This window comes from Luteibacter sp. RCC_6_2 (assembly GCF_041360655.1).
Lineage (GTDB): Bacteria > Pseudomonadota > Gammaproteobacteria > Xanthomonadales > Rhodanobacteraceae > Luteibacter.
Genome location: NZ_JBFUPQ010000006.1, coordinates 196,515 through 220,740, shown reverse-complemented (window position 1 = coordinate 220,740; position 24,226 = coordinate 196,515). Strand labels below are relative to the sequence as shown.

22 protein-coding genes and 2 tRNA genes are annotated in these 24,226 nt (G+C 62.8%); 16 read left to right on the top strand and 8 right to left on the bottom strand.

Annotated features, from left to right (window positions below; translation table 11 throughout):
• Window positions 1–36 precede the first annotated feature (36 nt).
• The 8 genes from pheA to AB6730_RS08660 all read left to right on the top strand — a co-directional run bounded on the left by pheA (window position 37) and on the right by AB6730_RS08660 (window position 7,383).
• Window positions 37–1,146 carry a prephenate dehydratase gene (gene pheA, locus AB6730_RS08695; RefSeq protein ID WP_306850472.1) on the top strand — a complete coding sequence of 370 codons (1,110 nt, stop codon included), beginning with the start codon at window positions 37–39 and terminating at the stop codon, window positions 1,144–1,146.
• On the top strand, window positions 1,143–2,255 hold the full coding sequence (gene hisC, locus AB6730_RS08690) for a histidinol-phosphate transaminase (RefSeq protein WP_371023250.1): 1,113 nt from the start codon (window positions 1,143–1,145) through the stop codon (window positions 2,253–2,255). Before pheA ends, hisC begins: the two co-directional genes overlap by 4 nt.
• A complete protein-coding gene (gene aroA / locus AB6730_RS08685; RefSeq protein WP_371023249.1) occupies window positions 2,252–3,559 on the top strand; it encodes a 3-phosphoshikimate 1-carboxyvinyltransferase in 1,308 nt (435 codons plus the stop codon). The genes hisC and aroA overlap by 4 nt, the downstream gene beginning before the upstream one ends.
• Window positions 3,560–3,618: 59 nt before the next feature.
• Window positions 3,619–4,410, top strand: a complete 792-nt coding sequence (gene kdsB / locus AB6730_RS08680) for a 3-deoxy-manno-octulosonate cytidylyltransferase (protein WP_371023248.1) — start codon at window positions 3,619–3,621, stop codon at window positions 4,408–4,410.
• Window positions 4,411–4,622: 212 nt separating this feature from the next.
• Window positions 4,623–6,446 carry an excinuclease ABC subunit UvrC gene (uvrC, locus tag AB6730_RS08675; RefSeq protein WP_371023247.1) on the top strand — a complete coding sequence of 608 codons (1,824 nt, stop codon included), beginning with the start codon at window positions 4,623–4,625 and terminating at the stop codon, window positions 6,444–6,446.
• 48 nt (window positions 6,447–6,494) lie between these two features.
• Complete coding sequence (pgsA, locus tag AB6730_RS08670; protein WP_371023246.1) at window positions 6,495–7,115, top strand: CDP-diacylglycerol--glycerol-3-phosphate 3-phosphatidyltransferase; 621 nt, start codon at window positions 6,495–6,497, stop codon at window positions 7,113–7,115.
• Window positions 7,116–7,153: 38 nt separating this feature from the next.
• Window positions 7,154–7,229 (top strand) — tRNA-Gly (locus AB6730_RS08665).
• 80 nt (window positions 7,230–7,309) lie between these two features.
• Window positions 7,310–7,383 (top strand) — tRNA-Cys (locus AB6730_RS08660).
• Window positions 7,384–7,971: 588 nt separating this feature from the next.
• On the opposite strand, the gene AB6730_RS08655 is transcribed toward AB6730_RS08660, so the two are convergent.
• From AB6730_RS08655 to AB6730_RS08640, 4 genes are all read right to left on the bottom strand, one after another.
• A complete protein-coding gene (locus tag AB6730_RS08655) occupies window positions 7,972–8,385 on the bottom strand; it encodes a hypothetical protein (RefSeq protein ID WP_371023245.1) in 414 nt (137 codons plus the stop codon).
• Window positions 8,386–8,969: 584 nt separating this feature from the next.
• Entirely contained in the window at window positions 8,970–10,001 is a 1,032-nt protein-coding gene (locus AB6730_RS08650; protein WP_371023244.1) for a hypothetical protein, read from the bottom strand.
• A 32-nt stretch (window positions 10,002–10,033) separates the two neighbouring features.
• On the bottom strand, window positions 10,034–10,369 hold the full coding sequence (locus AB6730_RS08645) for a hypothetical protein (protein WP_371023243.1): 336 nt from the start codon (window positions 10,367–10,369) through the stop codon (window positions 10,034–10,036).
• Between the two features lie 397 nt (window positions 10,370–10,766).
• Complete coding sequence (locus tag AB6730_RS08640) at window positions 10,767–11,129, bottom strand: hypothetical protein (protein WP_371023242.1); 363 nt, start codon at window positions 11,127–11,129, stop codon at window positions 10,767–10,769.
• A gap of 174 nt (window positions 11,130–11,303) precedes the next feature.
• Here AB6730_RS08640 and AB6730_RS08635 point away from each other — a divergent pair, with 174 nt between their 5' ends.
• Window positions 11,304–11,957: an outer membrane beta-barrel protein gene (locus AB6730_RS08635; RefSeq protein ID WP_371023241.1), complete on the top strand. Its 654-nt coding sequence runs from the start codon at window positions 11,304–11,306 to the stop codon at window positions 11,955–11,957.
• Between the two features lie 90 nt (window positions 11,958–12,047).
• Here the strand turns inward: AB6730_RS08635 and AB6730_RS08630 are convergent, their stop codons facing one another.
• Both AB6730_RS08630 and AB6730_RS08625 read right to left on the bottom strand, forming a co-directional pair.
• Window positions 12,048–12,551 carry a hypothetical protein gene (locus AB6730_RS08630; RefSeq protein WP_371023240.1) on the bottom strand — a complete coding sequence of 168 codons (504 nt, stop codon included), beginning with the start codon at window positions 12,549–12,551 and terminating at the stop codon, window positions 12,048–12,050.
• A gap of 10 nt (window positions 12,552–12,561) precedes the next feature.
• Entirely contained in the window at window positions 12,562–12,897 is a 336-nt protein-coding gene (locus AB6730_RS08625) for a hypothetical protein (protein ID WP_371023239.1), read from the bottom strand.
• 352 nt (window positions 12,898–13,249) lie between these two features.
• On the opposite strand from AB6730_RS08625, the gene AB6730_RS08620 reads away from it, so the two are divergent.
• The 7 genes from AB6730_RS08620 (at window position 13,250) to AB6730_RS08590 (ending at window position 23,573) form a co-directional block, all read left to right on the top strand.
• Window positions 13,250–13,705, top strand: a complete 456-nt coding sequence (locus tag AB6730_RS08620) for a hypothetical protein (RefSeq protein ID WP_371023238.1) — start codon at window positions 13,250–13,252, stop codon at window positions 13,703–13,705.
• A gap of 279 nt (window positions 13,706–13,984) precedes the next feature.
• Window positions 13,985–14,185, top strand: a complete 201-nt coding sequence (locus tag AB6730_RS08615; RefSeq protein ID WP_371023237.1) for a hypothetical protein — start codon at window positions 13,985–13,987, stop codon at window positions 14,183–14,185.
• A 136-nt stretch (window positions 14,186–14,321) separates the two neighbouring features.
• Complete coding sequence (locus tag AB6730_RS08610; protein WP_371023236.1) at window positions 14,322–15,032, top strand: FadR/GntR family transcriptional regulator; 711 nt, start codon at window positions 14,322–14,324, stop codon at window positions 15,030–15,032.
• Between the two features lie 358 nt (window positions 15,033–15,390).
• Window positions 15,391–18,213, top strand: a complete 2,823-nt coding sequence (locus AB6730_RS08605) for a TonB-dependent receptor (RefSeq protein WP_371023235.1) — start codon at window positions 15,391–15,393, stop codon at window positions 18,211–18,213.
• Window positions 18,200–19,135: an aldose 1-epimerase gene (locus AB6730_RS08600; protein WP_371023234.1), complete on the top strand. Its 936-nt coding sequence runs from the start codon at window positions 18,200–18,202 to the stop codon at window positions 19,133–19,135. The genes AB6730_RS08605 and AB6730_RS08600 overlap by 14 nt, the downstream gene beginning before the upstream one ends.
• On the top strand, window positions 19,132–21,402 hold the full coding sequence (locus AB6730_RS08595; RefSeq protein ID WP_371023233.1) for an alpha-galactosidase: 2,271 nt from the start codon (window positions 19,132–19,134) through the stop codon (window positions 21,400–21,402). The genes AB6730_RS08600 and AB6730_RS08595 overlap by 4 nt, the downstream gene beginning before the upstream one ends.
• Entirely contained in the window at window positions 21,399–23,573 is a 2,175-nt protein-coding gene (locus AB6730_RS08590; RefSeq protein ID WP_371023232.1) for a CBM35 domain-containing protein, read from the top strand. Before AB6730_RS08595 ends, AB6730_RS08590 begins: the two co-directional genes overlap by 4 nt.
• Here the strand turns inward: AB6730_RS08590 and AB6730_RS08585 are convergent.
• Both AB6730_RS08585 and AB6730_RS08580 read right to left on the bottom strand, forming a co-directional pair.
• On the bottom strand, window positions 23,557–23,994 hold the full coding sequence (locus AB6730_RS08585; protein WP_371023231.1) for a hypothetical protein: 438 nt from the start codon (window positions 23,992–23,994) through the stop codon (window positions 23,557–23,559). The genes AB6730_RS08590 and AB6730_RS08585 overlap by 17 nt on opposite strands.
• Window positions 23,995–24,011: 17 nt before the next feature.
• Window positions 24,012–24,170, bottom strand: coding sequence for a hypothetical protein (locus AB6730_RS08580; RefSeq protein ID WP_371023230.1), 159 nt, complete (start codon window positions 24,168–24,170; stop codon window positions 24,012–24,014).
• Between the last annotated feature and the right edge of the window lie 56 nt (window positions 24,171–24,226).

Sequence of the window (24,226 nt, the reverse complement as noted above, 5' to 3'; positions counted from 1 at the left end):
CGTTTCAATTGCAACCACTTAGCCGCCTGGACGTCCATGAGCAAGACCCCCGCCGACAAGGCCGATAAACAAGCCACGCTGACCGAGGCGCGTACGCGCATCGACAGCATCGACCAGCAACTGCAGTCGCTCATCAGCGAGCGCGCCCGCTGGGCGCAGCAGGTCGGGCGGGCCAAGGGCCCGTTGAAGGCGGCGGTGGAGTATTACCGACCCGAACGGGAAGCCCAGGTGCTGCGTGGCGTGATCGACCGCAACGACGGGCCGCTTCCGAACGCGGAGCTGGTGCGCCTGTTCCGCGAGATCATGTCGTCGTGCCTGTCGCAGCAGCAGCCCTTGAAGATCGGGTTCCTGGGTCCCGAGGGCACCTTCAGCGAACAGGCGGTGCGCAAGCATTTCGGCCACGCCGCCTATGGCCTTCCGTTGGGAAGCATCGAGGAAGTGTTCCAGGAAGTGGCCGCCGGCAACGCCGACTTCGGCGTGGTGCCGGTGGAGAACTCGGGGCAGGGCATGATCCAGATGACCCTGGACATGTTCCTGGTGTCCAAGGCCACGATCTGCGGTGAGGTGGAACTGCGTGTCCACCAGAACCTGCTGTCGCTGTCGGGCGAATTGAAGGACGTGAAGCGCGTCTATTCGCATCCGCAATCGTTGCAGCAGTGCCAGGGCTGGCTGCGGGTGAACCTGCCGCACGTGGAGCGCATCCCCGTATCGAGCAACGCCGAGGCGGCGCGCACCGCGCGGCTGTCGCCGGAATCCGCCGCCATCGCGGGCGAAACCGCGGGGCGCGTCTACGGATTGAAGACGGTCGCAGGGCCGATCGAGGACCGTTCGGACAACACCACGCGCTTCCTCGTCATCGGCCGCTCGATCTTTCCACCCTCGGGCAACGACCGTACGTCGCTGCTGGTATCGGTGCGCGACAAGCCCGGCGCGTTGTACGACGTGCTGAGCCCGCTCGCGCACCACGGCATCAGCATGAACCGGATCGAGTCCCGCCCGGCACATACGGGCAAGTGGCAGTACGCGTTTTTCATCGACGTATCCGGCCATGTGGAGGACGCGGCCCTGCAGGCCGCGCTCGAGGAAATGAAACCTGCCGCCGCCGACGTGCGCGTTCTCGGCTCTTACCCTGTCGCCTTGCCATGACCTCACATTTCGATGCCGCCGCGCTCGCCAACCGGGCGACGTCGGCACTCCGTGCCTACGATCCCGGCCATGATCTTCCCGCGCTGCGCCTGCGTTTCGGCGCCGTGCTCTCCGAACTCGGCTCGAACGAAAACCCGCTGGGGCCGAGCAAGCTCGCCATGCGTGCCGCCACGCGTGTGCTCGAGGACATCTGGCGCTATCCCGATCCGCTAGGCGCCTCGCTGAAACAGAAGCTCTCGTCGGAGCTGGGCGTTCCGGTTCAGGGCATCACCCTGGGCAACGGCTCGCACGAGTTGCTGATGCTGATGGCGCAGTGCTTCGCCGATGCGGAACACCCGGTGGTGCATTCGCAGTACGGCTTCGCGGTGTTTCCCATCGCCGCGGCGGCGGCCGGTGCGCCATCGATCGCCGTACCGGCGTTGCCGGCGGACCATCCGCACGCGCCGTACGGCCACGACCTCGACGCGATCGCGGCGGCGGTCACGCCGGATACGCGCCTGGTCTACCTGGCCAATCCGAACAATCCCACGGGCACATGGTTCACCGATGCCGCGCTGGAAGCGTTTCTCGAAAAGATTCCGGCGCGGACGCTCGTGGTGGTCGACGAGGCGTACCACGAATACGTGGACGCCGAGGGGCTGAGCACCGCATTGCACCTGACCGGTCGTTTCCCGAACCTGGCCGTCACGCGCACCTTCTCCAAGGCCTATGCGCTGGCGGGTTTGCGTATCGGCTACATGCTGAGTCATCCCTCCGTGGCCGCGGTGTGCGAGCGCTTGCGTGAGTCGTTCAACGTCAACGCCGTGGCCCTGGCCGCGGCGGAAGCCTCGCTCGGCGATCATGAACACCGCGCCCGCGTGCGCGATACGAACCGTCGCGATCGCGCGTGGCTTGCCGAGGAACTGGCGGCAAGAGGCCTGCGTGTGCTGCCGTCCCAGACCAACTTCCTGCTCGTGGACCTGGGCCGCGATGCCGCCGCATTCGAGGCGCACCTGTTCGAACGTGGCGTGATCGTGCGGCCGATGGCGGGATACCGCTTGCCGCATACGCTGCGGATAAGCATCGGCAGCCGCGGCGAGTTGGAACGCCTGCTGGAGAGCCTGCCATGAGCCGCGTGGATTGGGTGAGCGCCGCAGGTGGTCCGCTGCGCGGCGAGATCGCCGTGCCGGGCGACAAATCGGTGTCGCACCGTGCGCTGATGTTCGGCGCCATCGCGGAAGGCGTGTCGCATATCCGTGGTTTCCTCGAAGGCGAGGACACGCGCGCCACGGCCGCCATCCTCGGCAAGCTGGGCGTGCGTTTCGAGACCCCCGCACCGGGCGAGCGGATCGTCCATGGCGTGGGCCTGCATGGCCTGCGCGGCAGTCCCGATGTCTTGGATTGCGGCAACGCCGGGACCGGCATGCGCCTGCTGGCGGGTCTCCTGGCGGGCCAGGCGTTCGATTCCGTCCTGGTGGGCGATGAATCGCTGTCGCGCAGGCCGATGCGCCGCGTCACCGATCCCCTCGAAGCGATGGGTGCATCGATCGAAACGAACGATGGCAAGCCGCCGCTGCGTATCCATGGCGGGGCAGGGTTGAAGGGCATTGCTTATGAGCCGCCCGTGGCCAGCGCCCAGATCAAGTCCGCCTTGTTGCTGGCGGGCCTGTACGCCGATGGCTTCACCGAGGTCGTGGAGCCGCATCCGACGCGTGACTACACCGAGAGCATGCTCAAGGCCTTCGGTTGGCCGATCGAGTATTCGCCCGGCCGCGCGCGCCTGGAAGGTGGTCACGCCTTGCGCGCCGTCGATGTCGACGTGCCGGCGGATTTTTCGTCCGCGGCGTTCTTCATCGTCGCGGCGTGCATCGTGCCGGGTTCCGAATTGCGCCTGAAGGCCGTCGGCCTCAATCCACGCCGCACCGGCTTGCTCGCCGCGCTCGAACTCATGGGTGCGGATATCCGCGTGGAGAACGAGCGCACCAGCGGTGGCGAGGACATCGGCGACCTGGTCATCCGTCATGCGCCGCTGCACGGTGTGGCGTTGCCGCTGGAGATCGTGCCCGACATGATCGACGAATTCCCGGCGCTGTTCGTGGCCGCGGCGGTGGCCGAGGGCATGACCACGATCCGCGGCGCGGCCGAATTGCGCGTGAAGGAATCCGACCGCATCGCCAGCATGGCCCATGGCCTGAAGGCCTGCGGCGTCCTCGTCGACGAACTTCCCGATGGCGCGATCATCCGTGGCGGCACGATCGGTGGTGGCAGCATCGACAGCCACGGCGACCATCGTATCGCGATGAGTTTCGCCATCGCGGGACTGGTCGCGTCGGCGCCCATCGCGATCGGCGATTGCGCCAACGTGGCGACCTCGTTCCCGGGATTCATGGAACTGGCCAACGGCGTGGGCTTCCGCCTGCGCTCCGCTGCCTGACGCGTTCCGCCGCTGGCGGGAAGGCGCTACGCTTCGGTTTCCTGTCAGCGGATATGGTCATGGCCGAAAAGATTCCCCCGTTCGTCGTCGTGGTGCCCGCGCGCTTCGGCTCCACGCGGCTGCCGGGCAAGCCGCTGCTCAAGATCTCGGGCGAGTCGATGATTCGTCGCGTGGCGGCGCGGGCGGGGCAGGCCGGGGCGGCGCAAGTCGTGGTCGCCACCGATGACGAGCGCGTCACCCGCGAACTCAGGGGCTGTGGTGACATCCTCGTCTGCATGACCCGCCCGGACCACGCCTCCGGCAGTGACCGCATCGCCGAGACCGCCGCCCATTTCGGCTGGCCGGACGACACCGTGGTGGTCAACCTGCAAGGCGACGAGCCCTTCGCCCCGGCCGCCGGCATCCGCGCCGTGGTGGCGACCCTGGCGGGCGACGATGCGCCGATGGCGACCCTGGCCACGCCGATCGCGCACGCCGACGAGTTGTTCGACCCGAACATCGTCAAGGTCGTTCGCGGACAGAACGGCCGGGCGCTGTATTTCACCCGTGCGCCCTCCCCGTGGGCCAGGGACGCCTTCGCCGCGAACCGGGATGTCTTGCCGCCCAACGTGCCGTTCCTTCGGCACATCGGCATCTATGCCTACCGGGCGGGCTTCCTGCGTCGCCTCGCGGCATTGCCGCGCACGCCCCTGGAACAGGCCGAGTCGCTCGAGCAGTTGCGCGCCCTGGAACACGGCTACGCCATTTCGGTCCGGCCGACGCCGGAACCTTTCCCGCCGGGCATCGACACGCCGGAGGACCTGGCACGGGCGGAACGATGGCTCGCCGCGCAAGGATCGACGGGGTCGTAAGGATTCCCCCACGGTCGCCACCGGGCAAGCCTGACACGGTTTCCCGGGCTTCGCCGGGCGCGCCGGAGAGGGCGGCGACGTAACCTATCCCTGTCGCCACACTCACCCCCTGAAGGACAGGCGACGCTCCCACGGAAGGTCCTCGCCGGCATGGCCCATCTCCATGCCGGCGTTTTCGCGTTCGTCGCCCGCCGACGGGGTAAAATGACCGGATGGAGCACACCGAGTCGCATCCGTTCGACGGCAAGGCCTTCGTCCGCCATCTCACCACCTCGCCCGGCGTCTACCGCTACTTCGACGCGGAGGACGAGCTGCTTTATGTCGGCAAGGCGGCCAACCTCAAGAAGCGCGTCGGCAACTACTTCCTGAAACCGCCGATGGACCCGCGCATCGCTTCGATGGTGTCGCAGATCGCCCGTGCCGAGGTCACCCTCACGCGCACCGCCGGCGAGGCGTTGTTGCTCGAGTCGCAACTGATCAAGTCGCTCAAGCCGCGTTACAACATCGTGCTGCGCGACGACAAGAGCTACCCCTATATCTACCTGTCGGGCGGCGAGGACTACCCGCGCCTGGCCTTTCACCGTGGCGCCAAGACCGGCCCGGGGCGCTACTTCGGCCCCTATCCGAGCACCTTCGCCGTTCGTGAAAGCCTTGGCCTGATGCAGAAGCTCTTCAAGGTGCGGCAATGCGAGGACAGTTATTTCAAGAACCGGTCGCGACCCTGCCTGCAACACCAGATCGGCCGTTGCAGTGCGCCGTGCGTGCGCCTGATCGAGGTCGAGGACTATAAGAACGACGTACGTCATGCGGAGATGTTCCTCGAAGGCCGCAGCAGTGCGGTGATCGACGAACTCGCCATCGCCATGGAAAACGCCTCGAAGGCATTGAACTTCGAGCGCGCCGCCACGTTGCGCGACCAGGTCGCCGCCTTGCGCCGGTTGCAGGCCCAGCATTTCGTGCAGGGTGCCAGCGCGGACATGGACGTGATCGCCTGCTGCATGGAAGGGGGCATGGCTTGTGTGAGCGTGATGTTCTTCCGCAACGGCGTCAGCCTGGGTTCGCGCGATTTCTTCCCGCGGCTGCCGACCGATGCCTCGATATCCGACGTGCTTTCGCAGTTCATCGCCCAGTACTACCTGGAACGCCAGGTTCCCCGTGAGCTGGTACTGAGCGATCCCGTGGAAGACGCGGACGTGCTGGCATCGGTGCTGTCCGACCACGCGGGCCATGTCGTCTCGCTCAAGCCCAGTGTCCGTGGCGAGCGTGCACGCTTCCTGGAAATGGCCCAGCGCAACGCCAGCGCGGCCCTGACATCGCGGCTCGCCAGCCGGCATACACTGCTGGCCCGCTTCGACGACTTGCAGAAGGTGCTGGATCTCGACGCGACACCGCGTCGCATCGAGTGCTTCGACATCAGCCATACACGCGGTGAACTGACGGTCGCCTCATGCGTCGTCTTCGGTCCCGAGGGACCGGAGAAGTCGCACTACCGCCGGTTCAACATCGCCGGCATCACCCCCGGCGACGACTACGCCGCCATGCACCAGGCCTTGACCCGCCGGTTCAGGAAAGTGGTGGAGGGCGGGGTCAAGCCCGACATCCTACTGATCGACGGCGGAACCGGGCAGGTGGCGCAGGCCGTGGACGTGTTGCGCGAGTTGGGCGTCGAAGGCATCCGCGTGGTCGGCGTCGCCAAGGGCCCCGGTCGGCGTGCCGGCGAGGAGACCCTGGTGCTGGCCGACAGCGGCAAGACCCTGCACCCCGGCACGTCCTCGCCCGCGCTGCACCTCGTGGCAGCGGTACGTGATGAAGCGCACCGTTTCGCGATCAGCGGGCACCGCCGCCGGCGCGAAGCGGCGCGCGAGCGGAGTACCCTCGAGGACGTGGCGGGTGTCGGCGCGCGCCGTCGCGCGGCGCTCCTGAAGGCCTTTGGTGGCTTGGCAGGCGTCGAAGCCGCCGGCGTCGAGGAACTGATGAGCGTGAAGGGGATTGATCGCGGCCTCGCCGAACGCATCTATGCCATGCTGCATCCTTGATTGAACCCGGGCGAGCCCACGTGGCACGTCTCCCGTACCGGCCGACCTATGCGAATCAATCTCCCCACCTGGCTGACCCTGTTCCGCGTGCTGCTGCTGCCGGTGATGGTCATCGTCTACTACCTGCCGTTCCGCGGCGCGAACCTCACCGCGGCCCTCGTCTTCGTCCTTGCCGCCTTCACGGACTGGCTCGACGGCTACCTGGCCCGGCGCCTCAATCTCACATCCGCCTTCGGCGCGTTCCTGGACCCGGTGGCGGACAAGCTGATGGTGGCGGTCACGCTGTTCCTGCTGGTGCAGTCCCACCCGGGCGGCTGGCAGGGCATCCTCATGGCGGTGACCGCCTCGGTCATCGTCGGCCGCGAGATCAGCGTTTCGGCCCTGCGCGAGTGGATGGCCCAGATCGGCGCGCGGTCGAAGGTCAAAGTGGCCTTCCTGGGCAAGCTGAAGACCGCCACGCAGATGGTCGCGCTGGTGGTACTCCTGCTCCAGCACGACGCTGAAACCCTGCGCCTGTACCACATCGGCGAAGCCCTGCTGGTGATCGCGGGCGTGCTGACCATATGGTCGGGCCTGGACTACCTGCGGGCCGCCTGGCCCAGTTTGCGCGGGGACTCGGATTCAGACGAGGTGAAAAAAAGTGAAAAAAATACGGTGCAAGGTGGTTGACACATTTCCCATCTGATCTAAAATAGCCGGACAACGACGCGGGAATAGCTCAGTTGGTAGAGCACGACCTTGCCAAGGTCGGGGTCGCGAGTTCGAGTCTCGTTTCCCGCTCCAAGTAATTCCACAAAACCTCGGACATCCGGGGTTTTGTTTTTTAAGCGCCACGCGGATACTCTTCGCGCTGCGCAAGCGATGGCCGGGTGGCAGAGTGGTCATGCAGCGGACTGCAAATCCGCGTACGCCGGTTCGATTCCGACCTCGGCCTCCATCGCATTCCAAGGCGCACCCGCTCACGCGGAGGCGCCTTTTTTCTTTCCGCCCGGATGGCGAAACCGGTAGGATTCGGTAACGAGTCAAGCCAGCCCGAGTGGTGAAACTGGTAGACACAAGGGACTTGAAGCAATTTGAGCCCTCCGGAGGAAACTCCGAAGGTGAAGCCCGTCAAATTCGGTGAACGCCCTGGACGCGCAAGCGTCCGAGCCAACGCCGAGCCAAACCCTGAATCGAAAGGTTCGTGGGAAGGTGTAGAGAGCAGACGGCGGGCACCTAAGGTCGCAAGGCTATGGTGAAGGCGTGCTCCAGACCACGAACAGCGCATGCGCTGGCGGCGAAAGTCGAAGTGGTAAGAAAATCCCTCGACCTCACGGTCATGCCGGTTCGATTCCGGCCTCGGGCACCAATTCGGAAGTCGCCCCTGTCTCTGCAGGGGCGGCTTTTTTGTTAGCGGCGAGCCACTGGTGGCCCTTCTTGGGAAACCTGGAAGCAACTGCGTCGGGCTCCCATCGATACCCGACAGCAGCACGCACGTGAACTACCCAAGATGGCTCGGTGCCGCCTCGTCTATCGATGGTCGAAGTCAGTTGGAATAGAAGCCCTGCGTAATGGGTCCGACCACGTACTGATATTGCGGATTGGGCTGATCACCAAGGCATACGTCGACGTACGTGGTACAGAATGTCGCCCTGATGTTGGGCGATACGCTTGCATATACGACGCTTGCCCCGACCCCATCGCAGGAATAGAGCACTTCCACCCAGTTGCCTGAACTCTCCACCGCCTGGCCCCAGTGCTGAGTATCGGCACTGCAATAACGGAGCGACTCTCCGATGATCTGGTCCGCCGAATTGAAATAGACGCGTTGGACCGATTGGGTGGGGAAATTCGCTGCCGCGAAAGCGTCGGAACCCCATACGGTGAAGGCCATCAGAACGGCCATTTGAACGGCTTTCATCATCAAACTCCTTTTGCGCATGATGGAAAAGACAGTCATCTTCGCCACTCCGCCGCCGACGAGCTGAACTGCATCAACAGGCGAAGACTACTGGGATAGGTCGGCTCGACGATGGCCCCTGGTTGCCGCGAACGGCATGTCCTTGGCCGCGTCCCGAGTATCGGCCGTTCGGTGGCGCCAATCTGTAGGGGAATTCTGACGCACAAAAATTTGAGAGGCCTGTCGCAATAAGCAAGTTATTGCGAATCGACATCGAGTTTCCACAACTCGGTGTAGACAACCCTGCACAATAAGCCCGGAACCGCCGTGTCCCGGAGTTCAACATCGTAGGTCTGCGGCTATCAGCGTCAATCACGGTCTTGGTAAGTTTGATCTTCGCCATGAGGTGCTCCTGAAAGGCCCAGATTTCCAGGGGCCGACCATGAGCCGAGCGAAAGGGAACCGGGCGATTTGCATCGCGCACCGGGATATGATCGAACGCTTGGCTCTGGAGGAAAACCCGCCATAGCGAGTTGTATCCAAGCCAAACAATACCCGGCGCGGACACTATCCTCAGGCTGCGATCACGCGGTGCGCGCGATGCGACTGCTCGCCTGTTGGGTTTCCCATCTATGACTTGGTCATTAGTTGAGAAGCAGATTAACAGCGGATGTCACATTCGCCGCACCACTACAGAATGCGGTGTCGCCGGGAGAGCTATTGCACTGCAGAGAACGGATTTTCAAACCCTCGGCCGTGTAGGCGGCACGCGTGGCGGGAATGTCGCGAACACCTTTGCAGCTCGCGTTTCCGCCAAGGCCCGAGAACCAGGCAAAGGGTGCAAGCCACGTCACGTCTGGATCGTTCTCGATGGCGGTGAAGAATCTCTGGGTCGGGTCAAGGTCAACCAGGTCGCAACTTTGCATGGCGCCTGGGACGACAATGTACTTCTTGCCGGGCGCGTACTGTTTGAGTGCGGCGAAGGTTCGCGCCCACTTGCCGTCATCGTCGCCGTATTCATCGAATCCGACCCAATCGAGCATCTTCATGCCTGCGAAGAATCGGTCAAACCCTTTGCCTGCGAGAATCGAGGCAATGGGCAGGCTAGCGGTATGCGCGTCTTGACGAACGGCATTCATACCGTTGATGAAACTCGGATTCGCCTGGCCATTCACATCGTTCAGGCAGGTGCTTGGACCGTTCGGTTCATCCACGATGTACACGGCAATGACCGTGCTATGTACCGGGTCACCCGGAATCAAGTAGCCTTGATCTACCATCGCCTGTGATAGCGACGCCCAGGATGCTGCAGCTCCCGGATCGTTGTTCCAGCAGCTGATGTCGCCATTGCTGGCCCTCACGGCCTGGAACACAAATGGATAGGCCGGAACGATCGCGTGCACATGAGCGGCTTTCGCCGCCGCAAGCTTTTCGAGTACCTGCGACTGCGTCACAGCTCTTCCCGAGGGCGAGGTGTCGCCCGGCCACGCCATGATCGCATATAGATTGCTATGGCCCTTCATCTCGTTGAAGCCGATATCGGAGGGCGGTGACGTCACCGTATTCACGGTGTCGCCAGCAAAGTATCCGAAGTATTTCTGGGTCGCAGTCTCCGCCGTAGCGGCCAAGCTTAGGGTCAGCCCTGCCAGGAGCGTGACAAATCGATCGATTTTCACAATGCTGAGTCCTTTGGGGTCGGCGCGATGCGTTAGGACGGAATGACGCCGAAGTTGCTGATCATGCAGCCGCCATTTACCACTTCATACTCAATATGCATCTTTCCACCCATGGCTTTCGCGGCGAGGACCATGGCGACAAGTCGGTTCTGGCGATCCTGGGAGTCGCTTGCGTTAAACATGATCTGGCCGTTTCCACAGGTGGACGGCGTGTACCAAAGGACGACACCTTGGGGTGCGGGGTAGTCCTGAACAAGCCAACCGCTGACAGGTGCATCGAATCCGGTTGAGGCATCTGCGGCGCTAGCGAATGCAACAGCAACGAGGAAGCAGGCGGATATGCCTGCTCGGCGGATATTCTTTTTCATGGCGGCCCCAGATTTTTTTGCCAATATTGGCTCGGGGATCATGGTGGAAGAGAATCGGTCGAGTATGTAGGCGACGTCCTGTCTGGTTGTAGGGGATGCCCTACAGGCTCACGTTGGGCCACGTGTGCGGTGTTCGGTTCCACTGGACGGGAACACATCCTCAGAACGGCTATATGGAAACCCATCGCACACGGAATCGATTTGCGATGGATAATGAAACGACAGGGCTTTCTGACATATAACGAGCACGCGCCACAGTAAACGACGGTGAACTACTGTTGAGAAGAGTGGGTATCAAAGAACCTCCCCGCCATCCGTGAACCCTCGTCGCACTCACCTGACACTCACCTTCGCAAGCAGGGTGAGGACAGGCACCACGCCGCACGGTGAATGCGGATCAGGGGCTTGCTGCCCCGTGACTGCGCAGCAGTGCGGAAATCTGGGCTGATGTAAACGCTTTAATCTCAACGTACGCGGCGTCTGTCAGGCGTTTCTCGCCCGTTCCTTCACCGTATAGCTGATAGCCGCCGTCCTTCGGTGTAAGGATGAAATAGTACGGGTTGGCCGGATTGCTCTCCGCACTGAAGAACGCGAGCGTCTTGCCGTCAGAGCAGCCATACACCAACCAGTCCGTGCCTCCATAACGCCCGACGTCGCCGCCGCGGTCGCAACTGAGCTTTGGCTTGTCCGCGGCATCAACCGTCGTGACCTGGAAGGCTGCGCCGACCGCGATGCACATAAACCCGATGCGTCTATTCATGGCGGCTCCTCGATGATTTCGGGAATCCTAGCATCCGCTTGTCGCTGTCCCACCTCGCCGATGGTTTGCATGTAAGGGAATTCCTACAGACGCAGGCCGAGCTTTATATGATGATCCCGCCGATCTGGCGCGTGGTCCAGCGCTGTCTTATATGACGCATGGGAACAGGGGGCTATGAAGAAGCTTTTATTTGCAGTGGTCGCATGCTCCACGACCATTCCGGTCGCGTATGCAGCCGACCAAGGAGCATTTATCTCGCTGTCTGCCGGACAGAGTCGGTCACAGATCGACCGTGACCTGGCACGTGACCGAAATGATCGAGCCTTTGCTGCACTAGTTGGTTATCGTTGGGCAGTTGCTCGCACGCTTAGTCTGGGCGTCGAGGGCGGGTACGGAGACCTGGGCAAGGCGAGCGAGCACTCTCACGACGAATATGTGTTTACCGACGTAGATGGGATTGATCACCCGAGCACTTGGCGCGAGCGTCGGTCATACAAGGCGAAGGCGTACATGCTCGGCATCAATGGGCAGTGGGACGTGACGGATAGCTGGAATGTGTCGGCACGCTACGGCATGGCGCGTTACCGAACGAACTTTGTCATCAAGAGCGTCGGAACCTTTGATGACCTGTCCGATACCTACAGAACCGATATCAAGGATCGGCACGATGGCCGCTATTTTGGTGCTGGCGTCGGATACAGGCTAACGAGTCACATCAATCTGTCGGTTACTTTAGATCGCTATAAGCCATCATTTCGTGATGTACCCGGAAACACAACTGCGTACTCAGTCAATGTATGGGGAGCCAGAGCGGAGTATCGCTTTTAGCCAAGTTTACAGACTGGGCCCAATCCTATCTTTGAATTGCTACGGGATAAGTTGTGGGCGGGGGGCAGACAGGCGCCCCCGCCCATGCTGCTAGTTCGAAAGTAGCTGGAGGACAGCGGGGCTCAGCGGTGTTTGTGCATTCCGCACCAATGCTGCGGAGTCCGAGGAATGGCTCTCATTGTCACCACCATACCTGGCAGAAAAGGTGTATTGCTTCTGCCCTGCTGGAAGGACATAAGGGAATCGCTGTATGGTCGAGTCTGCGAATATCAATGTGCAACCGCACCCTGAATCGTTTTTGCGGGTTATTCCAGTTGACCAGGCAACCACAGCCATATTCTTGGTGATTAGTTCACCGTTTACATAGATATTGATGTTGCCACCAAACGCATTGGGTCCGGGTTCGTACACCAGGTGCTTACCCGTAACTTGAACGACCAGCATCACGGATTTACCGGGTATTGCCGAACCTTCCACTGAAATAGAAGTCCAAGTCGTCGACTCTGCGAGCGCCGCCCCCGAGAATGCGAAGAGCGCTAGGGCCATCGCCAATCCGCTCGGACTGACGAAGCTTCCTGCGGGTTTGACCTTCACGATAGCCCCCTCAGTTCGGGTTGACGGAGAAGGATCGGATGATGCAGTTATCGGCATTGAAGTCGTAATCGAAGCCAACTTTTGATCCGGTCGCCTTGGCCGAGAGAACTGCGGCCCAAAGCAGCTTTTGCGTGTCCACGTCGGCAATCGGGTCGAGATTTAGATGCTGATTGCTGCAAACGGAGCCCGTATAGAAGAGAACCGGGCCGACGTTACCGTAGCTCTGAATCTGGATCGCGCTTGCAGACACTTCGGTGTGTGCGGTAGCCATGACCGAGGTGCTTGTACCTAGAGCCAAGACGCACGAGAAGGCGACAATACTCTTGCGGATCGACTTCGAAAGCATGTGATTCCCCTTTAAAATTTTGCCCTACGGAAATTCGAAGAGCGCGGGGATCGTACCGGGGCCGAATCGGCGGAGTATGTAGGCGACCGTCCCTACCCCTGTAAGGGAAACCTTACATTTTGTGACGGGGCAACAGCAGAAAACACAGGGGACTACCAAGCAGATGAAGACGCGCTTTCTCGGAGGCTGCTTAATTTTTTAGGGTGGCTGGTGATCTCGCTTGCCTTTCCTAGGACTTCTGCCGAATACGTGTAGGGCGTTTCTCTATTTTGCTTCCATCCGGCTGGCCGCAAGTTCTTGCCGATATAGTCGCTCCGCCTCAACCCGAGGCAATCGATAAGGGGAACGGCGTATGTTGCGTAGTTGGAAGGCTGCCCTTGCCGCACTTGTTCTGATGGTCTCCGCTCTGCCCATGACCGCGATGGCTCTTCCGGCCGTCGGACGTAGCGTGATCTACTTCGACGCGAACGATCAGGTGATTGGCCAGCAACTGCTGTACTGCAATAACGTGGGTTACCATGCGGGCATTATCGATCCGGGTAACCCATTCCGAATCGAAGAGAGTGTCGAGTGTAACAACGGTCCTAGCTGTCCGCCCGATGCAAGTTCGGCGTGGCAATGCAGTTTCAGCGGAGGAGCTGTCATGACGGTCGACTATTTCCGTAGCGCGACCGGTCGTTCCATACAGCAGTACTGCAACGATGTGCAGTACGCGGGAGGTCCGTTCTGGCATCACCCTGGTTGTGGATTGCCCGCACCGTCGCAAGTGTCAGGCCTCTCCCCTTCGGGGAGTGGATTCAACCCATAAGCTTTGATCGGGCCGGATGACGGAAAAGTTCCGTCAGCTCTCACTGTCGGGACTATTTCGTCTGGCAGTGAGAGACAGGTTTCCTCGTTCTAGTGCCGAGCGGCCGGAGCGGCAGATGGCACCGCAGAACAGAGTGGATTGCCTGCTTTTGTCCGATCAAGCTGCGAAATAGCGCCGCCGCGGAAATGCGGATCGTGTTCGTGGAGTTCACGAAAAGACGGGCCTACGATAACGACGCTGCATTTATATTCGGTGGCCCGCCCATGAGGAGATTGAGCCATGTCCATACCTACGACGGGGTCACTTGGCGAAGACAATCCTGCGGATCGCACCATTCTGTTCCAATCCGCCCCAGACGAACCCGAGAAAAAACCAAAAACCCCACGCGACTACGACAAGAACGTCGGCGACCGCGTCGAAAAGAAACCGCGGAACCCTGAATCCCCGCAGCAGACACACGAAAACGAGGACCACGGCTGACACTCCGCCGAACCTCCCCGCTCATTCGACCCAGGGCCGTGCAGCGATGCACGGCCTTTTCCATGGATATCGACCTCTCATGCGGGCACCTGTGTAATGGTATGGCGAAGAATCCAGACATCCCAAGGAGCAATGCATGGTGAAGCCCGTGACCGCGCGCGGCCTCCACAACCTGGTGGTCCAGCAGCTGGGGCGGCTTATCGTCAGTGGAGAGCTGGCGCCGGGGGAGGGGCTGCCACGGGAGGAAGTCCTGGCCGAGCGCTTGAACGTCAGCCGCACCGCATTGCGCGAGGCGATGAAGGTGCTCGTGGCCAAGGGCCTGATCGAATCGCGGCAGCGCACGGGCGCCCGGGTGCGGGAGGCCATCCATTGGAACCAGCTCGATGCCGACGTGCTGGCCTGGCGCTGCGCCTCCATGCCCACGGAAAGCTTCGTCGAGAAGCTGGTGGAAATGCGCGAGTTGATCGAGCCGGGCGCCGCGGCCGCTGCGGCGAGGCGGCGCACCGATGCGCAGCTGGTCACCCTCAAGGCGGCTTATGACGCGATGGCCGCCTCGGAGGATCTCGATGCCTGGGCCCAGGCCGACCTCGCGTTCCACGAAACCTTGCTTCGCGCGACCAACAACGAGCTGATGGTCTCGCTGTTCTCGGTCATCGAGACCGCCCTGGGCACCTTCTTCCTGCTTTCCGCACGCAATGCGGCGAACTTCAAGGCTGCCTTGCCGCACCACGAGAAAGTCTATGAAGCGGTGCGTCGCCGCCAGCCCGAGGTGGCGCGCCAGGCGATGCTGCGGATGGTCAGTGAATCGCGCACCAATATCCGTGGCCGCGGCCGCAAGAAAGCTTGACGCCACCGACGCAAGATCCCGGAAATGTGAAGCGGTTGGCATTCGTGCTGCCGCATCCTCCGTTCTCCTGTTGAACGGAGAGGGCACGTAAACGGCGTCACCAGGCCGCCCGGCTGCCGTATCCGCTTATGCTGCGCCGCAGCTTGCGGACATATAATCATAAAATACTACAATTGACCCACGGACGTTCCGCCTGGCGGGTGCAGGCCATGGACGTCCATTCGGGGTGCGGATCGTTGCGCACCAGCGGGGAAGAGTCGGGATCAGCGAAGTCCATCGATGCACGGGAGCAAGTCCGCTTGCCCTCGAAGGCAGCGTGCGGCCTTCGTGAGCCATCCATCATGAGAGGGGAGTAGGAATGCAGCGGAAGTTACTCGCGCTGTCGGTGCGCAACGCATTGGCTGGCATGCTCGGCATCTGTTCCATCGGCGGGTCCATCGCACACGCGCAGGATGCATCGTCCTCCACCCAGGGCCCGGCGCCCACCGCGGCGCCCCAGGCACAGGACGGCAAGGGGCAGAAGGACGGCAAGGCGGTCACCGACCTCAATGGCGTCGCCGTGACGGGCCAGTTGCAATCGCTGTTCCTCTCGCAGTCGACCAAGCGCGATGCGGTCAATACCGTGGATTCGGTCTCGGCCGAGGAGGCGGGCAAGTTTCCCGACCAGAACGTGGCCGACGCGCTACAGCGCGTCCCCGGCGTGTCGGTGAACCGCAGTGGCGGCGAATCGAACCAGATTACGGTACGCGGCTTCGGGCCCAACTTCGTCAACGTGCTGCTCAATGGCCGCACGATGGCGACGGCCGCGACCGATCGCGCATTCGATTTCGACGTGCTGCCTTCCGAGGTGATCCAGCAGGCGGTGGTGCAGAAGACCAGCACGCCGGACCTGGAGGAGGGCGGTATTGGCGGCACGGTCAACGTCATCACCGCGCGGCCGTTCGACTTCAACGGATTCCACGCGGCGGGAAGTGCCGCGGGGGTCAACGACAGTATCGATGGCGGCTTTGCGAGCAAGACCACGCCGAAGGTGTCCGGACTCATCGGCAACACCAACAAGGACCATACCTTCGGTTGGCTGGCTTCGGTGGTCTATTACAAACGGGACCACGTCGAGCAGTCGATCGATACCCTGGGCTGGCTGACCAACCAGAACTTCTCGCGGATCAACCCCGCCTACACCAGCGTGGCCTTGCCGCAGACACTGCAAGGGCAGGTGATCAACGAGACACGGACACGTAAATCCTTCAACGGTGCGATCGACTGGGCGCCCGTCGAGGGTGTCACCGTGAAGCTGGATGGCCTGTTCTCCGAGTACAAGATCGACTCGAAGTACAACGCTTTCGGCGCCTTCACCAACACCGGCATCATCCAGTCGATCACGCCGGGGGCCAATGGAACGGCCCAGCAGTTCGTGCTCGACCCGTCCGGCGGCATGTCGAACGATTATGCGATGCAGTCCAATCCGCGCGATGCGTTCAACGAGCAGATCGGCGGCCACATCAACTGGCAGATCGATCCGTCGTTGCAGTTGGATTGGGACAGCGCGGTGTCGCGGGCCTGGAACAAGGAATCGCAGAACGGCTATTTCGTGGTGCTGGGAACGCGCAACATCGGCGTGAACCCGGTCTGGACGAATAACGGCGGCGATCACCTGCCGACCTATACGGGACTGTTGCCGACCACCGATACCTCCACGCTGCACGCCCACGTGACCAATCAGGGCACGCAGAGTCCGAACGTCAGCGACAAGATCTTCGAGAATCAGCTGCACCTCGGGAAGAGCTTCCTCGACGGTACGCTCTCGCGCCTGGACTTCGGCTTGTCCAATTCCAACCGCACCAAGACCGAGGTCACCTACAATACGCCGAACAGCTTCGGTTGCGCCGAGTATTGCGGCTACGTCGCCACGGTCCCCGCCGATGCGGTGGGTGCGCACGTCTATCATGCGGGCAGCCTGGTCGGTGGTGCGGCCCCGGGGTTCCCCAGGGACTGGGTCGTCTATGACGTGAATAAGCTCTTCGCTTATCTGGCCACCCCTGCCGCGTACAACCAGTTACCCAATCCCGATGCGTTCAAGGCGCAACTCGACGCGAATGGCGGCGGCTTTACGGCACACCCCGATCCGAACACCTACAGCATGATCAAGGAACGGATCAGTTCGGCCTATGGCATGGCGACGCTGGAAGGCGATGGCGACATGCCGTGGACGCTGAACGCCGGTATCCGCTACACCAAGACCAATACGACCTCCTACGCATACTCGGTACCGATCGTCGGCATCGCCGTGAACCCGAACGACCCGACCAATGCGATCCCCACTTACGGCGCCCTGAGCCCCATCTCGCAGAACGGCAAATACCACGAGTGGCTGCCGTCGGCGAACTTCAAGCTCAACCTGCGCGACGACCTCGTGTTCCGCGCCGCCGCGTACAAGACCCTGACCCGGCCCGACCTGAGCAACCTCGCGGCGTCGGTATCGTATAACTTCCGTCCTCAGGACCAGACCATCACCCGTGGCAACGCCGCGCTCAAGCCTTATATCTCGAAGAACTACGACGCCGGCGTGGAGTGGTACTTCAACGAGACCAGCTACGCCGCGATGAACCTGTTCTACAAGAAGGTCAGCAACTTCAGCACGCTCATCACGACCAACGCGACCCTGCTGGGCTTCCCCTTCCAGTTGACGGAGCCGGTGAACCTCAATACGGCGACGATCAAGGGTGCCGAACTCACCTTCAACTATCAGTTCACGAAGCTGCCCGCACCGTTCGATGGCCTGGGCGTGGCGACGAACTACACCTATGTGACCAGCGACGCCTCGATCAGCGCGGACAAGATCGCCAATGCCGGCAAGTTCGCCGTGCCCGGCATCGGCAACTCGTCGAACGTGAGCCTTTACTACCAGAAGGGTCCCGTCGAGTTCCGCGCCGCATACAACTGGCGCGCGAAGTACCTCGCGTCGATCGCCGGCAACCAGAGCCAGCCGACTTCGGTGAAGGCCTATGGTCAGGTGGACCTGAGTGCGAGCTACAAGCTCAACGAACACGTGTCGTTGTTCATGGATGCGAGCAACCTCAACAACGAGAAGATCTACCAGTACCAGGTCTTCGACGATCGCCAGAGCTACGCCGAGGCCAACGGCCGCACGTTCTTCCTCGGTGTGCGTGCCTCGCTCTGACATGTTGCAGCTGTGCAACGACCGGTTGAGCGTCTGCCTGCTTCCTTCCGCAGGCGGCGCCATCGCCCGCTTCGATTGGCTCGGGCAGGGTCGTCGGGAGTTGCCATTGATGCGGCCTTGCGATGGATCGCCGGAAGTCTCGCCAGGCCGCTACGAACCGAACCGCCTCGCCTGTTACCCCCTCCTGCCGTGGAGCAATCGCATTGCCCACGGCGGTTTTTTTCATGGGGGGAGGCGGATCGCGCTGGCGCTCAATCGCAAGGACGATCCTTACCCGATCCACGGGAGCGGTTGGCAACGGGCGTGGTCGGTCCGTGAGCACGAAGCCGATGTGGCGGTGCTGGTGGTGGACGAGATCGCACCCGAGGCTCACTCGTACCGCGCCAGCTTGGAATACCGGCTGGAGCGGGACACGCTGCGGGTCGCTTTGCGCGTCACCAATACGGGAAGCTTCGCGCTACCGTTCGGCCTGGGCCTGCATCCGTTCTTTCCCCTGCACGGCGGTGTCCGGTTGCGCGCGGCCGCCACCTCGGTCTGGCTGAACGACGGCTACGATCCGTTGCCGGTCCGGCGAGCGCCGGTGCCTACCGAGTGGGATTTCTCGTCGGACCGCGAACTGCCGTCTGGCGGACTGAACCATGCTTTCGTCGGGTGGCGGGGGCAGGCAACGATCGAGTGGCCCGCGCTTGCGTTGCGCCTGCATGTCGAGGCGGACACGGATGGTTACATTCTCTACGTCCCAGAGGGCGAGGACTTTTTTTGCATGGAACCCGTGGATCATCCGATCAATGCCGTGCACCTGCCGGGGGGTCCCATCGCCAACGGCATGACCGACCTGGCACCGGGTGAAACCCTAGAACGTGCCTTCGCCTTTCGTGCGGAGGCTTCGGATAGTCGGAAGGAAGAGAGGTCGCACAGTTGAAGCTACGAGCCCGCACGATCCGCTTTGCCACGTTGCTTGCGGCAAGCCTGCTCGCCGCCCCGGTCGGCGTCATCGCCAAGGCTTCGCCGGAACGCACGGTATCGCCACGCTACGATCCCGCGCACCGCGTCTTCAGGCTGGACGCGGGTGACGTCACCTATGCGATGGGCGTGAACACCGACGGTATCTTGCAGACGATTTACTGGGGCGCACGGCTACCGGTGGCCGATCCGCTCGGTCCTGCCGTCCCGGCGCCCGAACGCTCGTCGTTCGATCCGGCGGGTGCGCTCACGCCACAGGAATACGCCGGTTGGGGCGGTGCGATGACGGCCACCCCCGCGTTGAAGATCCGCCTCGACGACGGCAACCGCGACGTGGTGCTCCGCTACGACAGCTACCGCGTGGATGGCGAGCATCTGTCGATCCTGCTGCGCGACGCGCAAGCGGGCGTGGCGGTGACCCTCGATTACACCGCCGATGCCTCGACCGGCATCATCGGCCGATCCGCCCACATCGAGAATGCGGGAAAACAGGCGCTCACGATCGATGCGGCCGCCTCGGCTACCTGGAACCTGCCCCGCGCGGACGACTATTCGTTGCGCTATCTCACCGGTACATGGGCGGGGGAATGGCACCTGCAGACACGAGCCATCACGCCGGGTGCCACCGTTCTCGAAAGCCGCCGCGGCAGCACGGGCGACGAGAACAATCCCTGGTTCGCGATCGGCCGCGGCGGCGAATGGAACGAGGAACACGGCGACGTGTGGTTCGGTGCGCTGGCCTGGAGCGGTTCATGGAGCATCCGTGTCGACGAGGACATCCTCGGCCAGGTCCGCGTCGTCGGAGGCTACAACCCGTTCGACTTCGCCTATCGATTGAAACCGGGCGAGGCGCTGGACACGCCGGTTTTCTATGCGGGCTACACCCGTGACGGTATCGGCGAGGCGTCGCGCCTCCTGCACCGGTTCGAGCGCGATCGCATCCTGCCAGGCGGTGCCCGCGCGGCGCTGCGCCCGGTGTTGTACAACTCCTGGGAGGCCACCGAATTCAAGGTGGACGAGCCGGGGCAGGAACGCCTGGCCGAGAAGGCCGCGGCGCTGGGCGTGGAACGTTTCGTCGTGGACGACGGTTGGTTCGGCGCGCGTGACAACGACCACGCCGGCCTCGGCGATTGGGTGGTCAATCGCCGTAAGTTCCCCAATGGCCTGAAGCCGCTGATCGACAAGGTGCACGGGCTGGGCATGAGCTTCGGCCTGTGGGTCGAGCCGGAGATGGTCAACCGCGACAGCGATCTCTACCGCGCTCATCCGGATTGGGTGCTCAACTTCCCGGGCCGCGAGCGCAGCGAAGGACGCCATCAGCTCGTGCTCAACCTCGCGCGCGAGGACGTGAAGGCGCACCTGCTCGAGGTGCTCGACCGTCTGCTCAGCGAGAACGACATCCAGTTCCTGAAATGGGATTACAACCGCAACTGGTCCGAACCGGGCTGGCCGCAGATGTCGCCCGACGAACAGCAGAAAGTCTACGTGGCCTACGTGCGCAACCTGTACGACATCCTGCGGCAGCTGCGCGCACGCCATCCGAAAGTCGAGATCGAATCGTGTTCCGGCGGTGGTGCGCGAGTGGACCTGGGCATCATGGCGCTGACGGACGAAGTGTGGCCTTCGGACAACACCGATCCCTCCGATCGCCTGTCCATCCAGGACGGTTTCACGTACGCCTATGCCCCGGCGACGATGATGGCGTGGGTGACGGGCTCGCCGAACTGGGTGAACAACCGCGTCAGCTCCCTGGATTTCCGTTTCCTGTCGTCGATGCAAGGTGGCCTCGGCATCGGTGCGAACCTGCTGGACTGGACGCCCGCGGAAGAGGCGACGGCGCGGGGCTATGTCGCCGAGTACAAGAAAATCCGCGCCACCGTGCAACGGGGTTCGCTGTACCGCCTGCTATCGCCACAGGAACGCGCGCCGTGGTCGGCCACGGAGTCGGTAGCCGACGACGGTGCGCAGGCCGTGCTGTTCGCTTTCCAGCGCCAGGGTGAAGAAGCCCGTCCCTTCCCTACACTGCGCCTGCGGGGGCTCGACGTGAAGGCGCGCTATCGTTTCCGTCTCATGCACGGCAAGGTCGCCCCCGGTACGCCGGACGTGGCCAGTGGCGCGTACTGGATGCAGCGCGGCATCGACCTCGTGATGAAGGGCGACCTGCAGGCCGCCGGCGTGGTGTTCGAACGCGAAGGCACAGCTTCCCACCAAGGAGTCACGCGATGAACGGTTCGGTTCCGGCATTTTCCCGTCTGGCGCTCGCGTGCGGATTGATGACGCTCGCCAGTGCGGCATCGGCGCAGGTCAACGGCGTGGGGCAGAGGCCTTACCTCGGATGGAGCAGTTTCAGCCAGCAGACCTTGGATCCCGCCTTCCTCACCCAGGCCAATATGGTCACGCAATCGGATGCGCTCGCCGCGTCCGGCTTGCAGGCGCACGGGTACACGTACATCAACCTGGATTCCGGCTGGCAGGGTGGATTCGATGCCAACGGCCGTCCCACGCCTGATCCGCGCACCTTCCCCGACATCAAGGCATTGATCGATCACATCCACGGTCATGGACAAAAGGCGGGCATCTACTGGATTCCCGGTGTGGAAGAACCGGCGGTCCAGGCCAACTCGCCGATTCTCGGCACGCCGTACCATGTCCAGGACATCCTGGCGTTGCCGCATCGCGCCGGTAACGCGTTCGGCGCGCCGGGTGAATCGCCGTACCACTACAAGATCGATTTCAGCAAACCCGGCGCGCAGGAATACATGGATTCGGTGGTGGCGCTGTTCGCCTCGTGGGGCGTGGATCTCATCAAGCTCGACGGTGTCACGCCGGGCTCGTATAGCGACGACCTGAGCATCGACAACCGCGACGACGTCGCCGCGTGGTCGAAGGCGATCTCACGCAGTGGCCGTCCGATCTGGCTCACCGTCTCCTGGGCGGTGGACAAGGATTACCAGGACGTGTGGCAGGCCTATTCCAATGCGCGCCGCATCGACGACGACGTGGAATGCGAAAGCCGCTGCGCCACGCTCACCAACTGGCCACGCATCGAAAAACGGTTTCGCGACCTGCCGGGATGGCAGGATGTGGCTGGCCCGTCGAAAGGCTGGAACGACCTCGATTCACTCGACATCGGCGACGGTGACGAGGATGGTTTGACGGTGGACGAGAAACGATCGGCCGTCACGCTCTGGGCGATGGCGAACGCTCCCCTGTACCTGGGCGGCGACCTTACCAAGCTCGATGACACCGGCAAGCAGTTGGCGGGCAACGACGAGGTCATCGCGGTGAACCAGTCCGGCAAGCCCGCCTTGCAGGTCATCGGTGGCGACTTGCCCGTATGGGTGAGCGACCTCGGCGGCGGCCGCTACCACGTCGCCTTGTTCAACATGAATGCGACGCGCGCGGTCGTCGAATTGCCCTGGCGCGTGTTGGGGCTGACCGGTGCCCGGCGCATGCGCGATCTCTGGCGTCACCAGGAACAAGGGCCGTCATCGGGCAGCTACCGTGTCGAATTGCCCGGCCATGGCACGCAGCTGTTGCTGGTCGAGGCGTTGCCCGGCCATGCGACAGCCGTTCCGTCCACGAATTACGAGGCCGAGGCGGGCACGCTCGCCGGCACGGCGGCGCCGGCTGCTTGCACAGGTTGCTCCGGCGGTGTGAAGGTCGGTGGCCTGGGACTCGGCGTGGGTAACACGGTGAGCTTCGATCGGGTCTACGCACCGCGGGATGGCGCCTATCTCATGCGGGTCGATTCGCTCACGCTCGGCCTGCGCTCGTATCTGTACCAGGTCAACGACGGACCGTTGCAGACCTTCAATGCCGGTGGTGGAAGCTTCCAGCTGCCGTCGCAAAGTACGCTGCCGGTATGCCTGCGCAAGGGATTCAACCGCATTCGTTTCGGTAATGCGGCCAGCTACCCGCCCGACCTGGATCGCATCGTCGTCGGTGGGGCCGGTGACGCCGCGCTTCCCGCATCGGCCACCTACGAGGCGGAGGCCGCGGTCCTGGGCGGTACCGTGACCGCGGGCTTCAGCAACTACTTCTCGGGGTTGGCCAAGGCGGGCAATATCGGTGTCGGGTCCGCGAACACCGTGATCTTCCCGGCCGTGACCGTGCCCACGTCGGGGAGCTACCAGCTGGAGATCGACTACGCCACCAAGGGACCGCGCACGCTCTACCTGACGATCAACGGGCAGGCGCCGATCAGGCTGGATCTCGACGGCAGCAGTTTCGATGATCCCGTGGCCAAGGTACTCGATGTGTCGCTCAAGGCCGGGGCCAACACGATCGGGCTCGGCAATGCCGACGCACCGGCGCCTGACCTGGATCGCATCGTCGTGGCGCCCCGGGTCTTGCCGGCGTGGCTGGGAGCTTCCGCGACTACGTGTCAGCGGTAAGAGGACGGTCGGTCAGGCTGGCGGGCCACGCGGGAAGCATGCAATGACACCGTTCGGCGAACAGCACCGCCGGTCGTGACCAATCCGAGGCGTCCGATATCCGCTGCAGCAGGGTGCAGGCCTCCGCGATGTCGACATAGTCGGCATCGCGCATCGCCTTGAGCCGGCGGTGCGCCCGCCAGAGAAGGGTGATCGCTTCAGCGACGCCGCGATACGGCGCGATGTCCTCGAGGTAGCGGCAAGTGTGTCTCAGGTCGGCCATTCGCATGTCGCCGGCCGATCGTGGCATGCGCTCGTCCCATTCCGCCTCGGCGGCGTAGAGGATATCGAGGGCGTAGCCTAGCTCCTCGCATGCCTCGTCGACCGCATGCGCGGTGACCTGGCAAGGTCCGGGCAGCGATCGACGGGGGGCGAAGCTCATGCACTTACCTGTTACTGTTAGGGCTGTTTCCCCGTCCGGCGTTTGGCCGGCTCGCGCGGTGTCTCGGGAAGCTTGCCGCGGCGCTCATGGGAATAGACGTAGGAGACGAACGCTGCCGACGAACGGTCGGTGGGCGCGCCGTTTGGAAAACGCGCCGGTGGCTTCTGCGTGGGCATGACTTGTCCGGTTGGGTGACTAGGCCCCTCGTATGAGGGAGGGTGTCCCACCATGC